Origin of the sequence: Pseudomonas phenolilytica, from assembly GCF_021432765.1 — a bacterium.
In the GTDB taxonomy this organism is placed as follows: Bacteria; Pseudomonadota; Gammaproteobacteria; order Pseudomonadales; family Pseudomonadaceae; genus Stutzerimonas; species Stutzerimonas phenolilytica.
The window spans coordinates 2,604,495-2,618,213 of record NZ_CP058908.1; the positions used below are offsets into that span (position 1 = coordinate 2,604,495).

Consider the following 13,719-nt stretch of genomic DNA (forward strand, 5'->3'; position numbering starts at 1 on the left):
GGACAGGTGCACTGATGTGCCCTGTCCGTTTTCATTTGGGGCATTGCGCTCTGTGAATTTGCGCCGTGATCGATATGTCTCTTGAAGCCCGTTTGTCGTCTGCGTTGAGTTGCGCCCGTCATGCGCCGCGTTGGTGCGTGGCGTTCTCCGGCGGGCTCGACTCCACGGTGCTGCTGCAGCTCTTGGCCGACCTTGCGCGGCGCGAAGCGCTTCCCCCGTTGCGGGCGATCCATGTTCATCACGGTTTGCAGTCCGCGGCGGATGCCTGGCCTGAGCACTGCCGGCGCGTTTGCACGGCGCTTGGGATTCCGCTCGAGGTGGTGCGCGTGCAGGTCGAGGCGGGGCGCAGCCTGGAGCAGGCGGCGCGGCAGGCACGCTACACCGCCATCGAAATGCGCCTCGAAGAAGGCGAGGTGCTGCTGACGGCCCAGCATCGCGACGATCAGGCCGAAACGTTGCTGTTCCGCCTGCTGCGCGGTGCCGGTGTGCGCGGGCTGGCTGCCATGCCTGCCAGGCGCCGGCTCGGTCGCGGTTGGCTGATGCGGCCGCTGCTTGATGTAAGCAGGGGCGAGCTGGAGGCTCATGCTCGGCGCCTGGGACTTGCCTGGGTCGAGGATCCCAGCAATGACAGCCTAGATTTCTCACGTAATTATCTGCGTCATCAGGTGATGCCACTGCTTGCGCAACGCTGGCCGCAGAGCGTAACGACGCTGGCGCGCACAGCCGCGCACATGACCGAGGCGCAGAGGTTGCTGGACGAGCTGGCGGAGATGGATCTTGCGATGATGGCGCCGCCCGCCGCTTACGCTTGGCTGCCGGTGCCGAGCCTTATGCTTGGGCCCATGCTGTCGCTCAGTCCCGCCCGGCAGCGCAATGCATTGCGACACTGGCTGGCGTCGTTCACCGCCTTGCCTGACAGCGAACATTGGCAGGGCTGGGAGTCGCTGTGCAGCGCTGCCGTGGATGCGACGCCCGTGTGGCGATTGGCCGCTGGCGAACTGCACCGCTGTGGCGATCGCCTGTGGTGGCTGTCGGGATGCTGGTTGCGCCCGGTGGTCGGTCCGGTCTTCTGGCATGATCCCAATCAATCGCTGCAACTGCCTGACAACGGCTCGGTGCGGATCGCGGGTGTCGCCGCGCCGGCGCGTTACGAGGTGCGCTACCGGCAGGGTGGTGAAGTGCTGCAGGTGCCGGGGCGGGGTAGCCGCGACCTCAAGCGCTTGCTCAATGAGGTGGGTGTGCCGCGGTTCGTCAGAGCGCGCCTGCCATTGCTCTACGTTGATGGCCAACTGGTCGGCGTGGCGAATCTGCCCGGTCTGCGCGCGCGGCCGCTGGCGTTCGACTGGCAGCCGCCGCCGGACGACGCAGGTTTGAGCTGGTAGGTGCTTTCCAGTAGACTACGCTCCCGTCTCAATACAGCTTCTGCGGTTTCTTCGAATCCGTGGTAGTTGCGCTATTGCCGCCCGGTGCGCAATGGCATCTTCGCTTTCCCCCGGCGGCGCTGGCCGCTTAACGCAGACTTCTAGGGTTTTTCATGACGCGCTACATCTTCGTCACGGGTGGTGTTGTTTCTTCTTTGGGGAAAGGCATCGCTTCGGCTTCATTGGCGGCCATCCTGGAGGCGCGGGGCCTGAAGGTCACGATGCTCAAGCTGGACCCTTACATTAACGTCGATCCAGGCACCATGAGCCCGTTCCAGCACGGTGAGGTGTTCGTCACCCACGACGGCGCCGAGACTGACCTGGACCTGGGCCACTACGAGCGGTTCATCCGCACGCGCATGACCCAGAACAACAACTTCACTACCGGACGCGTCTACGAGGACGTACTGCGCCGCGAGCGTCGGGGTGATTATCTGGGCGCGACCATTCAGGTCATTCCGCATATCACCGACGAGATCAAGCGCCGCATCATCAAGGGCGCTGGCGATGCCGACGTGGCGCTGGTGGAAGTCGGCGGCACCGTCGGTGACATCGAGTCGCAACCCTTCCTCGAGGCGATCCGTCAGCTGCGTGTGGAAGTGGGCGCCAAGCGCGCCATGCTGATGCACCTGACGCTGGTTCCGTATATCGCCACCGCCGGCGAAACCAAGACCAAGCCGACTCAGCACTCGGTGAAGGAATTGCGCTCCATCGGCCTGCAGCCGGACGTGCTGGTTTGCCGTTCCGATCGCGCCATCGATGTCTCCTCGCGGCGCAAGATCGCGCTGTTCACCAACGTCGAAGAGCGCGCGGTGATCAGCCTGCCGGACGCCGACACCATCTACAAGATTCCGGGCATCCTGCATGCGCAGGGCCTGGATGATTACGTCGTCGAGCGCTTCGATCTCAAGTGTGGCGGCGCCGATCTCTCCGAATGGGACCGCGTGGTCGATGCCAAGCTGCATCCTTCGACCGAAGTCACCATCGCCATGGTCGGCAAGTACATGGAACTTCTCGATGCCTACAAATCTCTGATCGAGGCCATGAGCCACGCTGGCATCCAGAGCCGTACCAAAGTGAACCTGCGCTATATCGACTCCGAAGACATCGAGAACCAGGGCACCGGCTTGCTCGAAGGGGTAGATGCCATCCTCGTACCCGGCGGCTTCGGTCTGCGTGGCGTGGAAGGCAAGATCACCACGGTCAAATATGCCCGCGAGAACAAGATTCCGTACTTGGGCATTTGCCTCGGTATGCAGGTGGCGGTCATCGAGTTCGCGCGTGACGTGCTGGGCTGGACGGACGCCAATTCCACCGAGTTCGACAAGAACAGTAATCACCCGGTAGTGGGGCTGATCACCGAATGGGAAGACGCCAGCGGTGCGGTGGAAAAGCGCTCCGACTCCTCCGACCTCGGCGGCACCATGCGTCTGGGGGCGCAAGAGTGCGGTCTGGAACCGGGCTCGAAGGTGTTCGAATGCTATGGCCAGGAGCGCATCGTCGAGCGCCATCGCCATCGCTACGAAGTCAACAACAATCTGCTGCCGCAACTGCAGGCTGCGGGCCTGAAGATTACCGGCCGCTCCGGCGACGGCGCGCTGGTAGAAGTGGTCGAGGCGCCGGATCACCCGTGGTTCGTCGCTTGCCAGTTCCACCCGGAGTTTACCTCCACCCCGCGTGACGGCCATCCGCTGTTCAGTGGTTTCGTCAATGCGGCGCTGGAATACAAGGCGAGCAAGGCATGACCCAGAAAACCATCCGCGTCGGTAATATCGAGATCGCCAACGACAAGCCGTTCGTGCTGTTCGGCGGTATCAACGTGCTCGAGTCGCGCGACCTCGCCATGACGGCCTGCGAGGAGTACGTGCGGGTCACCGAGAAGCTCGGCATTCCCTACGTGTTCAAGGCCAGCTTCGACAAGGCCAACCGTTCCTCGATCACCTCGTTCCGCGGCCCGGGCCTGGACGAGGGCATGAAGATCTTCGAGGAAGTGAAGAAGACCTTCGGCGTGCCGGTGATCACCGATGTGCACGAGCCATTCCAGGCCGCTCCGGTGGCCGAGGTCTGCGACATCATCCAGCTGCCGGCCTTCCTCTCGCGGCAGACCGATCTGGTGGTGGCGATGGCCAAGACCGGCGCGGTGATCAACATCAAGAAGGCGCAGTTCCTCGCCCCGCAGGAAATGAAGCACATCCTGAAGAAGTGCGAGGAAGCCGGTAACGACCAGCTGATCCTCTGCGAACGCGGCTCGTCCTTCGGCTACAACAATCTGGTCGTCGACATGCTCGGTTTCGGCATTATGAAGTCGTTCGAGTATCCGGTGTTCTTCGACGTCACCCATGCGCTGCAGATGCCGGGTGGCCGCGCCGATTCGGCCGGTGGGCGCCGTGCCCAGGTTACCGACCTGGCCAAGGCAGGGTTGTCCCAAGGGCTGGCCGGATTGTTCCTGGAAGCTCATCCGGACCCGGACAATGCCAAGTGCGACGGTCCCTGCGCGCTGCGCCTGAACAAGCTGGAACCTTTCCTCACCCAGCTCAAGCAGCTGGATGATCTGGTCAAGAGTTTTCCGCCAATCGAAACTGCTTGAAAGCCTTGCAGCTATCTATGGAGTGTTAATAACAATGGCAAAGATCATCGACATCAAGGGTCGTGAAGTCCTCGACTCCCGCGGCAATCCGACCGTGGAAGCCGACGTGATCCTCGATAACGGCATCATCGGCAGTGCTTGTGCACCGTCCGGCGCGTCCACCGGCTCGCGCGAGGCGCTGGAGTTGCGCGATGGCGACAAGAGTCGCTACCTGGGCAAGGGCGTGCTGAACGCAGTGGCCAATGTCAACGGGCCGATTCGCGATCTGCTGCTGGGCAAGGACCCGGTCGACCAGAAGGCGCTGGATCAGGCGATGATCGAACTGGACGGTACCGAGAACAAGGCCAAGCTGGGCGCCAACGCGATCCTCGCCGTGTCTCTGGCCGCCGCCAAGGCTGCTGCCCAGGCCAAGGGCGTGCCGTTGTATGCGCATATCGCCGACCTGAACGGCACGCCTGGCCAGTACTCCATGCCGGTGCCGATGATGAACATCATCAACGGCGGCGAGCACGCCGACAACAACGTCGACATCCAGGAATTCATGGTCCAGCCGGTCGGCGCCAAGACCTTTGCCGACGCTCTGCGCATGGGCGCGGAAATCTTCCATCACCTGAAAGCCGTGCTGAAGGCCCGTGGCCTGAATACCGCCGTGGGTGATGAAGGTGGCTTTGCACCGAACCTGGCCTCCAACGAAGACGCACTGGCGGCCATCGCCGAGGCAGTCGCGAAGGCCGGCTACCAGCTGGGCAGCGACGTGACCCTGGCCTTGGACTGCGCATCCAGCGAGTTCTTCAAGGATGGCAAGTACGATCTGTCCGGCGAAGGCAAGGCATTCGACGCCGCCGGCTTCGCCGACTACCTGGCCGGCCTGACCCAGCGCTATCCGATCATCTCGATCGAAGACGGCATGGACGAGTCCGACTGGGCTGGTTGGAAGGCGCTGACCGACAAGATCGGCGAGAAGGTCCAGCTGGTCGGCGACGACCTGTTCGTCACCAACACCAAGATCCTCAAGGAAGGCATCGACAAGGGCATCGCCAACTCGATCCTGATCAAGTTCAACCAGATCGGCTCGCTGACCGAGACGCTGGAAGCCATTCAGATGGCCAAGGCCGCCGGCTACACCGCGGTGATCTCGCACCGCTCCGGCGAAACCGAAGACAGCACCATTGCCGACCTGGCCGTGGGTACCGCAGCCGGCCAGATCAAGACTGGCTCGCTGTGCCGTTCCGACCGGGTGTCCAAGTACAACCAGCTGCTGCGTATCGAGGAGCAGCTGGCTGGCAAGGCACCTTACAAGGGGCGTGCCGAATTCCGCGGCTGAGTTGCGGCATTTAAAAAAGGGCGGCGCGAGTCGCCCTTTTTTGTTTCAATCGGCTCGACGCCCAACGCCGCGGAAGTCACTCGGGCCGCCAGCGGTGCGCTCGCCATCTTTCCATACTGAAAACCGCCGAAGTTCGTTTCATGCCTGCTATGCGCCGTCCCTACTGGTTGTTCGTCGTGCTGATCCTGCTGCTGGGCGGTTTGCAATATCGTCTGTGGGTAGGCGAGGGCAGCCTTGCCCAGATCAGCAGCCTGAATAAACAGATCGCCGAGCAGAAGGGCGAGAACGAACGCCTTCTTGAACGTAACCGCATCCTCGAAGCGGAAGTGCTGGAGCTGAAAGCCGGCATGGAGACGGTCGAGGAGCGCGCGCGCCAGGAGCTGGGCATGGTCAAAGAGGGCGAGACCCTCTATCAGCTGACCGAATGAGCCGCGCATTGCCTGATTTCTGGGTGGTGATACCGGCCGCTGGTGTGGGCAGCCGTATGCGTGCCGATCGCCCCAAGCAATACCTGCCGCTCGGTGGGCGTTGCATCATCGAACACACCCTCGACTGCTTTCTCGATCATCCGGGATTGCGCGGACTGGTGGTCAGCCTGGCCGACGCCGATCCGTACTGGCCGGGCCTCGCCTGTGCCCGCGACAAACGCGTGCAGCGCGCCGCCGGCGGGCGCGAGCGTTGTGACTCGGTGCTCAATGGTCTGCAGCGACTTGGCGAGCTGGGTGCGCAGGACCAGGACTGGGTGCTGGTGCACGATGCGGCGCGCCCCAACCTGACGCGTGAAGACCTGGACACGCTGTTGGCCGAGTTGGGCGAAGATGCCGTCGGCGGGCTTCTGGGTGTGCCGGCGCGCGATACGCTCAAGCGTGTCGGCGCCAACGGGCGCGTGCTGGAAACGGTGGATCGCAGTGTGATCTGGCAGGCATACACGCCGCAGATGTTCCGTCTCGGTTTGCTGCGTGACGCGCTGGAAAGGGCGCTGCGCAGCGGCGTAAGCGTCACCGACGAGGCCTCGGCACTGGAGTGGGCGGGCTTTGCGCCGCTTATGGTGGAAGGACGGGCAGATAATCTGAAAGTCACCCGGCCGGAGGACCTGCTCTGGCTGCAGCAGCGTTGGCCGGCCAAGACGCCGGACAACAGCTAGACGCCGCGCTCGCTACCGCTGGATACGATAGAGCGCCGCCGCACCGCGCGTGGACGACGGCTCGAGCACAGCGTCAACCTCTTTGCCCAGGTCTCCGGATTGTCAGCCCGTCTGACGCGATCATGATTAAGTACGCGCTAGAGCAGCGTCCCGGCATATTCGGGGCGCTGTGCCAGGCCGATCTTCAGCGCCTCGATGAGTAAACGGACCTTCGGTAGCGGATAGCGCCGTTGCGGGTAAACGGCCCATACGGCGGTGTCCGGCGGCTGATTGGCCTCCAGCAGCGAAACCAGCTCACCGTGGCGCAGCGGTTCCTGCACGTAATAGTCGGGCAGCTGGCAGAGTCCGAAGCCGCGCAGGGCAGCGTCCAGCACCGCCTGGCCACTGTTGCAGCGCCAGTTTCCGCTTGGCTTGAAGTGCTGTTCGCGGCCGTCGATCTGGAAGGTCCAGGTGTCGCCGGTGCCGATCAGGCAGTTGTGTCGGCCCAGCTCGGAAAGCGTGTGCGGTCGCCCGTAGCGCTCCAGATAGGATGGCGCCGCACACAGGTACATCGCGCGCGGCGCGATACGGGTGGCGACCAGTCGCGACTCACCGAGGCGGCCCAGGCGGATCGCCAGGTCATAACCTTCCTGCACCAGATCCAGCGTGCGGTTGGACAGTTCGATCTCGACTCGCAGCTGCGGGTGTTGTGCCATGAATTCGTTGACCAGCGGCACGATGAAGCGCTCGCCGTAGGCCACCGCCGCGGTCATGCGCAGCAGCCCGGTGGGAGCGGCGTGCAGGTCGCTGATTGCCAGGAATGCCTCGTCGCGTTCCTCGATTAATCGCTGGCAGCGCGCAAAGAAGGTGTGACCCGCTTCGGTCAGCGACACCCGGCGCGTGGTGCGGTAGAGCAGGCGTGCCTGCAGACGTTCCTCCAGGCGGGCGACCTGACGGCTGACATGTGAAGACGAGACGCGCAGATGCTCGGCGGCGCGCATGAAACTGCCGCATTCGGCAACAGCGACGAATTCGTCTAGGCCTTCCCAGCGACTCATCGTTGATCTCCCATTCTGGCGTCACAGGCCATTGTCCCTGATTGGCAATAATGTTTTCCAGAAAAGGCTGATTAAACCAATCTGTCGCTCAATTACACTCTTGGCTTTCCTTGTCACCTCGAGAGTGCCCCTATGACCATCAAATCGCGCGCCGCCGTCGCCTTCGGCCCGAACCAGCCTCTGCAGATCGTCGAGGTCGACGTCGCTCCGCCCAAGGCTGGTGAAGTGCTGGTACGCATCGTTGCCAGCGGTGTCTGCCACACCGACGCCTACACCTTGTCCGGGCAGGACTCCGAAGGGGTCTTTCCCTGCATCCTGGGTCACGAAGGCGGCGGCATCGTCGAGGCGGTCGGCGAGGGCGTGACTTCGGTGGCAGTTGGCGATCATGTGATTCCGCTCTATACCGCCGAATGTCGCGAGTGCAAGTTCTGCAAATCCGGCAAGACCAACCTGTGCAGCGCCGTGCGCGCCACCCAGGGCAAGGGTCTGATGCCGGACGGTACCACGCGCTTCAGCTACCAGGGGCAGCCGGTCTACCACTACATGGGCTGTTCGACCTTCTCCGAGTACACCGTGCTGCCGGAAGTCTCGGTGGCGGTGATTCCCAAGGACGCACCGCTGGAGAAGGTTTGCCTGCTCGGCTGCGGCGTGACCACCGGCATCGGTGCGGTGCTCAACACCGCCAAGGTCACCGAAGGCTCGACCGTGGCGATCTTCGGTCTGGGCGGCATCGGGCTGGCGGCGATCATCGGCGCGAAGATGGCCAAGGCCAGTCGCATCATCGGCATCGACATCAACCCCGCCAAGGAAGCCGTGGCTCGCGAGCTGGGGCTCACCGACTTCGTCAATCCGAAGGACCATGACAAGCCGATCCAGGATGTGATTATCGAAATGACCGACGGCGGCGTGGATTACAGCTTCGAGTGCATCGGCAATGTCCAGTTGATGCGCGCGGCGCTGGAGTGCTGCCATAAGGGCTGGGGTGAGTCGACCATCATCGGCGTCGCTCCGGCGGGTGCGGAAATCAGCACCCGTCCATTCCAACTGGTGACCGGGCGCGTATGGCGCGGCTCGGCGTTTGGCGGCGTGAAGGGGCGCACCGAGCTGCCCAGCTACGTCGAGAAGTCGCAGGCCGGCGAGATCCCGCTGGATACCTTCATTACCCACACCATGGGGCTGGACGACATCAACAAGGCTTTTGACCTGATGCACGAAGGCAAGAGCATCCGCACCGTCATCCATTTCTGACCTGTAGGGTGGATAACGCCGCCGCACGGCTTATCCACCTTATCCGGTGGGAAAACCTTGCGGTTTTTCACCCTGCGCGAGGCACGTCCATGACTCTAGAAATCGTTTCCAGCAATAAGAGTTTCGGTGGCTGGCACAAGCGCTACCGTCATCGGTCCAGCAGTCTGAACTGCGATATGGTGTTCGCCGTCTACCTGCCGCCGCACGCGGAGCAGGGTGCCCGACTGCCCGTGCTGTACTGGTTGTCAGGGCTGACTTGCACCGACGAGAACTTCATGCAGAAGGCCGGTGCACAGCGTCTGGCCGCCGAGCTTGGGCTGATCATCGTCGCTCCGGATACCAGCCCACGCGGCGCGGATGTGCCGGACGACCCCGACGGCGCCTGGGACTTAGGCCTGGGCGCTGGCTTCTATCTCAACGCGACCGAGCAGCCCTGGGCGCAGCATTACCGCATGTATGACTACGTGGTGCATGAGCTGCCGATGCTGATCGAGGCGAACTTCCCGGTTTCCGATCGCCGAGGCATCAGCGGGCATTCGATGGGCGGGCACGGCGCGCTGATCTGCGCGCTGAAGAATCCGGGGCGTTACCGGTCGCTGTCGGCGTTCGCGCCGATCAGTAACCCGCTGGACTGTCCGTGGGGTGAGAAGGCGTTTAGTCACTACCTCGGCGAGGATCGCTCACGCTGGCGCGAGTGGGATGCCTGTGCGCTGCTGGCCGAGGCGGGCGAGAAGCTGCCGATTCTGGTGGATCAGGGCGATCGTGATGATTTCATGGATAGCCAGTTGAAGCCCCGGACGCTCGAAGCCGCCGCCAGGGCCGCCGGGCATCCGCTGACCCTGCGCATCCAGCCGGGCTATGACCACAGCTACTATTTCATCGCCAGCTTCATCGAGGACCATCTGCGCCATCATGCCGAGGCGCTGAACGCATAGGGTGAATGACGGCGTAGCCTCATCCACGTGCCGGTTCAATCGAGCGTCTGCCTGTCACGCCGGGGGCGTTGAACACACTCGGGACGGACCGGAAGGATGAACGCCAAAGACGGGCACAAAAAAAGGCCCGGTCGGAATTCCCGACCGGGCCTTTCCATCGCCGGAGCTTAGAGCGACGGATAATCGGTGTAGCCGACCGGCCCCTGGGCGTAGAACCGCTCGGGCTTGGGCGCGTTCAGCGGTGCATCCTGGCGTAGACGCTCGACCAGATCAGGGTTGGCGATGTACGGAATGCCGAAGGCGACTGCGTCGGCTTTGCCTTCTGCCAGCCAGGCATTGCCCTGTTCCTTGGTGAAACGCTCGTTGGCGATATACACGCCGCCGAAGATCTGCTTCAGCTGCGGCCCGAGGCTATCTTCGCCGGCGTATTCGCGGGTGCAGATGAACGCGACGCCACGCTTGCCCAGCTCACGGGCGACGTAGCCGAAGGTTTCGGCGCGATTGGAATCGCCCATGTCATGCGAATCGGCGCGCGGCGCCAGGTGTACGCCGACGCGACCGGCGCCCCAGACACTGATGGCGGCGTCGGTCACTTCAAGCATCAGTCGCGCACGGTTTTCCAGCGAGCCGCCATAGGCATCGGTGCGCTGGTTGGTGCTGTCCTGCAGGAACTGGTCGAGCAGATAGCCGTTGGCGCCGTGGATTTCCACGCCGTCGAAACCGGCCTCCTTGGCATTCTCGGCACCCTTGCGGTAGGCCTCGACGATGGCCGGGATCTCGCTGGTTTCCAGCGCGCGCGGAGTTTCGTAGTCCTTCATCGGACGCACCAGGCTGACATGGCCAGCCGGCTTGATGGCGCTCGGAGCGACCGGCAACTGGCCGTCGAGGTACAGCGGATCGGAGATACGCCCCACATGCCAGAGCTGCAGCACGATCTTGCCGCCCTTGGCATGCACGGCTTCGGTGATCTTCTTCCAGCCTTGCACCTGCTCAGCCGACCAGATGCCGGGCGTGTCCGGGTAGCCGACACCCATCGGCGTGACCGAAGTGGCTTCGCTGATGATCAGGCCGGCACCGGCGCGCTGCGCGTAATACTCGACCATCAAGTCGCCGGGGACGCGGCCGGGTTCGGCACGACAACGGGTCAGAGGCGCCATGATGATGCGGTTGGTGAGTTCCAGATCGCCGATCTTGATCGGGTCGAAGAGAGTGGGCATAGCGATACCGCTCCTGTGCATTGGGAAAATGAAGAGCTTCAGAGTGACTGGCCGATGCGTTCGACGAAGGCCTGAATCACGGCCTCGTTGCGCTTGAAGAAATGCCACTGGCCGACCTTCTGGCTGTTGATCAGGCCGGCCTTCTGCAGCGTTGCCAGGTGCGCTGACACTGTCGACTGCGACAGCCCGGCCCGTTGATCGATCTGCCCGGCACAGACGCCGTTCTCCAGCGAGTGATGCTGTTCGGCGAAATGCAGGTGCGGCTCCTTGAGCCAGCGCAGAATGTCGCGGCGCAGCGGGTGGGCGAGTGCTTTGATGATGTCGTCGAGGTCGTCCGGCATATCGGTTCCGTTGAAAGGTATATCGGAATGAGGCGAACTATATATCGTGGTTTGGCGATATATGATTGATATAGTTGATGATGCTTATCGCCGATATCGATAGCTCAGCGGCTCTTTGTCATCCGGACACTACGGGGTCCTGTAGAATCGGCCGCCTGCGTTCTTTCGAAGGTATCTCTCATATGCGTATCGGCCACGGTTATGACGTACACCGCTTCGGTGAGGGCGATTTCATCACGCTCGGCGGTGTGCGGATTGCGCATCGCTTCGGGTTGCTGGCGCATTCCGATGGTGACGTGCTGCTGCACGCCTTGAGCGATGCACTGCTCGGCGCGGCGGCGCTGGGTGACATTGGCAAGCATTTCCCGGACACCGATCCACAGTTCAAGGGCGCCGACAGCCGCGTGCTGTTGCGTCATGTGCTAGAGCAGGTGAAAGCCAAGGGCTGGGCGGTCGGCAACGTCGATACCACCATCATTGCGCAGGCGCCGAAGATGGCGCCGCACATCGAGCGCATGCGCGAGCTGATCGCCGCCGATCTGCAGGTGGCGCTGGATCAGGTCAACGTCAAGGCCACCACCACGGAGAAGCTTGGTTTCGTCGGGCGCGAGGAGGGAATCGCGGTGCATGCGGTCGCCTTGCTGGTACGCGCATGAGCGAGAACCAGCTGCTGGGGCCACGGGCGCATGGCGAGCCTTGCGGAAGTGCGGTGCTGAAGGCGGTGGCCGAGGACTTTCAGGTCGACGAGGTGCTGGACATCGCCTTGTCCGGTGAAGGCGAGCACCTGTGGCTATGGGTGGAAAAGCGCAACCTCAACACCGAGGAAGCCGCCCGACGCATCGCGCGAGCCGCCGGGGTGCCGCTGAGGATGGTCAGCTACGCAGGGCTGAAGGACCGCCAGGCGCTGACCCGGCAGTGGTTCAGTCTGCACCTGCCGGGCAAGAGCGACCCGGACCTGGCGGCTGCGGAGAACGAAAGCCTGAAGATCCTCCAGCGCAGCCGCCACCAGCGCAAATTGCAGCGCGGCGCCCATTCGGCCAACGGCTTCACTCTGCGCCTGACGGAGCTGCGCGGCGAGCGTGCAGCGCTCGACGCGCGCCTGGAGCGCATCCGGGATCAGGGTGTACCCAACTATTTCGGTCTGCAGCGTTTCGGCCATGAAGGTGGCAATCTGCACGGCGCCCGCGAATTCGCCGGCCGCGGGGAACTGCCGGAGCAGCGCAACTTGCGTTCGCGGCTACTCTCGGCCGGCCGCAGCTACCTGTTCAACCGCGTTCTTGCCGACCGGGTCGCTGCGGCAACCTGGGATCGTGCTCAGGTGGGTGATCTGCTCGCGTTCACCGATAGCCGCAGTTTTTTTCCGGCGGGTGAGGCTGAATGTGATGATCCGCGGCTGGCGATTCTCGATCTGCATCCCACCGGACCGCTGTGGGGCGCTGGAGAATCGCCGGCCGCAGGCGATGTCCAGGCGCTGGAACAGCGGATTGCTGGCAATGAGCCGGTGATCGCCAAGTGGCTCGCAGATGCTGGCATGAAGCACGAACGGCGCATTCTTCGCCTCCCCATTGGGGGTTTGTCGTGGCATTATCCCGAGCCTGACATTCTGCAACTGGAATTCGTCCTGCCGACCGGATGTTTCGCCACCGCTGTGGTGCGCGAGTTGGTCAACCTGGCAGGGCAGATGGACATCTGATGCGTATTCTGATCGCCAACGACGACGGGGTGCATGCGCCCGGGCTCGCCGCGCTTTATGACGCGCTGGCCGACTATGCCGAGTGCCGGGTGGTTGCCCCGATCCAGGACATGAGCGGCGCCAGCAGCGCACTCACCCTGGATCGCCCGCTGCATCCCGTGAGCATGCCCAACGGCTTCATCGGCCTGAACGGCTCGCCCACCGATTGCGTGCACCTCGGGCTCAACGGGCTGCTGGCCGAAACGCCAGACATGGTCGTCTCGGGTATCAACCTCGGCGCCAACCTGGGCGACGACGTGCTTTATTCAGGCACCGTCGCGGCGGCCATCGAAGGACGGTTCACGGGGCGTCCGGCATTCGCCTTCTCGCTGATTTCCCGTTCTCCGGAAAACCTGCCGACTGCAGCCGCCATCGCCCGGACGCTGGTCGAGAAACATGATCAGCTCGATCTGCCGCCGCGCACGGTGCTCAGCGTCAATGTGCCGAACCTGCCGCTGGATCACATCCGCGGTATTCGGCTGACCCGTCTTGGGCATCGCAGCCGCGCCAAGCCGCCGGTCAAGCAGGCCAATCCGCGTGGCAAGGAAGGTTATTGGATTTCCGTCGCCGGAGACGTCGAGGATGGCGGACCTGGTACGGACTTCCATGCCGTGATGCAGGGCTATGTGTCGATCACGCCGCTGCAGCTGGATCGCACGTTCCGCGAGGCATTCCACGGCCTTGATCGCTGGCTGGAGGATCTGCTGTGAGTCATCGCGGATCGGGCGATCTG

The 13,719-nt window shown here is 63.3% G+C and carries 14 protein-coding genes; 11 read left to right on the top strand and 3 right to left on the bottom strand.

Annotation, left to right across the window (positions count from 1 at the left end; translation table 11 throughout):
• The first annotated feature begins 74 nt into the window (after positions 1-74).
• The 6 genes from tilS to ispD all read left to right on the top strand — a co-directional run bounded on the left by tilS (position 75) and on the right by ispD (position 6,476).
• Positions 75-1,382 (top strand): tRNA lysidine(34) synthetase TilS, encoded by a 1,308-nt coding sequence (gene tilS, locus HU825_RS12550; RefSeq protein ID WP_054095342.1) that lies wholly within the window; start codon positions 75-77, stop codon positions 1,380-1,382.
• A 152-nt stretch (positions 1,383-1,534) separates the two neighbouring features.
• Positions 1,535-3,166, top strand: a complete 1,632-nt coding sequence (locus HU825_RS12555; RefSeq protein ID WP_043296505.1) for a CTP synthase — start codon at positions 1,535-1,537, stop codon at positions 3,164-3,166.
• Complete coding sequence (gene kdsA / locus HU825_RS12560; RefSeq protein ID WP_043296503.1) at positions 3,163-4,008, top strand: 3-deoxy-8-phosphooctulonate synthase; 846 nt, start codon at positions 3,163-3,165, stop codon at positions 4,006-4,008. The genes HU825_RS12555 and kdsA overlap by 4 nt, the downstream gene beginning before the upstream one ends.
• Before the next feature lie 34 nt (positions 4,009-4,042).
• On the top strand, positions 4,043-5,332 hold the full coding sequence (eno, locus tag HU825_RS12565; RefSeq protein ID WP_043296501.1) for a phosphopyruvate hydratase: 1,290 nt from the start codon (positions 4,043-4,045) through the stop codon (positions 5,330-5,332).
• 149 nt (positions 5,333-5,481) lie between these two features.
• Positions 5,482-5,760, top strand: coding sequence for a cell division protein FtsB (gene ftsB / locus HU825_RS12570; protein WP_008566898.1), 279 nt, complete (start codon positions 5,482-5,484; stop codon positions 5,758-5,760).
• A complete protein-coding gene (gene ispD / locus HU825_RS12575) occupies positions 5,757-6,476 on the top strand; it encodes a 2-C-methyl-D-erythritol 4-phosphate cytidylyltransferase (RefSeq protein WP_234302142.1) in 720 nt (239 codons plus the stop codon). Before ftsB ends, ispD begins: the two co-directional genes overlap by 4 nt.
• Positions 6,477-6,613: 137 nt before the next feature.
• On the opposite strand, the gene HU825_RS12580 is transcribed toward ispD, so the two are convergent.
• The gene (locus HU825_RS12580; protein ID WP_043296497.1) at positions 6,614-7,513 is read right to left on the bottom strand and encodes a LysR family transcriptional regulator; all 900 of its coding nucleotides are present in this window, start codon (positions 7,511-7,513) and stop codon (positions 6,614-6,616) included.
• 132 nt (positions 7,514-7,645) lie between these two features.
• Here HU825_RS12580 and HU825_RS12585 point away from each other — a divergent pair, with 132 nt between their 5' ends.
• Together HU825_RS12585 and fghA are read left to right on the top strand one after the other, a co-directional pair.
• Positions 7,646-8,761: an S-(hydroxymethyl)glutathione dehydrogenase/class III alcohol dehydrogenase gene (locus HU825_RS12585; protein ID WP_077683994.1), complete on the top strand. Its 1,116-nt coding sequence runs from the start codon at positions 7,646-7,648 to the stop codon at positions 8,759-8,761.
• Between the two features lie 89 nt (positions 8,762-8,850).
• Positions 8,851-9,696: an S-formylglutathione hydrolase gene (gene fghA / locus HU825_RS12590; RefSeq protein ID WP_138299710.1), complete on the top strand. Its 846-nt coding sequence runs from the start codon at positions 8,851-8,853 to the stop codon at positions 9,694-9,696.
• 167 nt (positions 9,697-9,863) lie between these two features.
• Here fghA and HU825_RS12595 read toward each other — a convergent pair whose 3' ends face one another.
• The gene (locus tag HU825_RS12595; protein WP_043296491.1) at positions 9,864-10,913 is read right to left on the bottom strand and encodes an alkene reductase; all 1,050 of its coding nucleotides are present in this window, start codon (positions 10,911-10,913) and stop codon (positions 9,864-9,866) included.
• 38 nt (positions 10,914-10,951) lie between these two features.
• Positions 10,952-11,254 carry an ArsR/SmtB family transcription factor gene (locus tag HU825_RS12600; protein WP_054095304.1) on the bottom strand — a complete coding sequence of 101 codons (303 nt, stop codon included), beginning with the start codon at positions 11,252-11,254 and terminating at the stop codon, positions 10,952-10,954.
• Between the two features lie 182 nt (positions 11,255-11,436).
• On the opposite strand from HU825_RS12600, the gene ispF reads away from it, so the two are divergent.
• Genes ispF through surE form a run of 3 tightly spaced genes read left to right on the top strand, consistent with a single transcriptional unit; the run spans position 11,437 to position 13,696 of the window.
• On the top strand, positions 11,437-11,910 hold the full coding sequence (ispF, locus tag HU825_RS12605) for a 2-C-methyl-D-erythritol 2,4-cyclodiphosphate synthase (protein WP_234302143.1): 474 nt from the start codon (positions 11,437-11,439) through the stop codon (positions 11,908-11,910).
• A complete protein-coding gene (truD, locus tag HU825_RS12610; protein ID WP_234302144.1) occupies positions 11,907-12,947 on the top strand; it encodes a tRNA pseudouridine(13) synthase TruD in 1,041 nt (346 codons plus the stop codon). Before ispF ends, truD begins: the two co-directional genes overlap by 4 nt.
• Positions 12,947-13,696 carry a 5'/3'-nucleotidase SurE gene (surE, locus tag HU825_RS12615; RefSeq protein ID WP_213663136.1) on the top strand — a complete coding sequence of 250 codons (750 nt, stop codon included), beginning with the start codon at positions 12,947-12,949 and terminating at the stop codon, positions 13,694-13,696. Before truD ends, surE begins: the two co-directional genes overlap by 1 nt.
• The last annotated feature ends 23 nt before the right edge of the window (positions 13,697-13,719 follow it).

What these genes read in the sequence shown, in the direction of transcription:
- tilS (WP_054095342.1), top strand. Translation starts at nt 75, where the DNA reads ATGTCTCTTGAAGCCCGTTTGTCGTCTGCGTTGAGTTGCGCCCGTCAT.
- HU825_RS12555 (WP_043296505.1), top strand. Translation starts at nt 1,535, where the DNA reads ATGACGCGCTACATCTTCGTCACGGGTGGTGTTGTTTCTTCTTTGGGG.
- kdsA (WP_043296503.1), top strand. Translation starts at nt 3,163, where the DNA reads ATGACCCAGAAAACCATCCGCGTCGGTAATATCGAGATCGCCAACGAC.
- eno (WP_043296501.1), top strand. Translation starts at nt 4,043, where the DNA reads ATGGCAAAGATCATCGACATCAAGGGTCGTGAAGTCCTCGACTCCCGC.
- ftsB (WP_008566898.1), top strand. Translation starts at nt 5,482, where the DNA reads ATGCGCCGTCCCTACTGGTTGTTCGTCGTGCTGATCCTGCTGCTGGGC.
- ispD (WP_234302142.1), top strand. Translation starts at nt 5,757, where the DNA reads ATGAGCCGCGCATTGCCTGATTTCTGGGTGGTGATACCGGCCGCTGGT.
- HU825_RS12580 (WP_043296497.1), bottom strand. Translation starts at nt 7,513, where the DNA reads ATGAGTCGCTGGGAAGGCCTAGACGAATTCGTCGCTGTTGCCGAATGC.
- HU825_RS12585 (WP_077683994.1), top strand. Translation starts at nt 7,646, where the DNA reads ATGACCATCAAATCGCGCGCCGCCGTCGCCTTCGGCCCGAACCAGCCT.
- fghA (WP_138299710.1), top strand. Translation starts at nt 8,851, where the DNA reads ATGACTCTAGAAATCGTTTCCAGCAATAAGAGTTTCGGTGGCTGGCAC.
- HU825_RS12595 (WP_043296491.1), bottom strand. Translation starts at nt 10,913, where the DNA reads ATGCCCACTCTCTTCGACCCGATCAAGATCGGCGATCTGGAACTCACC.
- HU825_RS12600 (WP_054095304.1), bottom strand. Translation starts at nt 11,254, where the DNA reads ATGCCGGACGACCTCGACGACATCATCAAAGCACTCGCCCACCCGCTG.
- ispF (WP_234302143.1), top strand. Translation starts at nt 11,437, where the DNA reads ATGCGTATCGGCCACGGTTATGACGTACACCGCTTCGGTGAGGGCGAT.
- truD (WP_234302144.1), top strand. Translation starts at nt 11,907, where the DNA reads ATGAGCGAGAACCAGCTGCTGGGGCCACGGGCGCATGGCGAGCCTTGC.
- surE (WP_213663136.1), top strand. Translation starts at nt 12,947, where the DNA reads ATGCGTATTCTGATCGCCAACGACGACGGGGTGCATGCGCCCGGGCTC.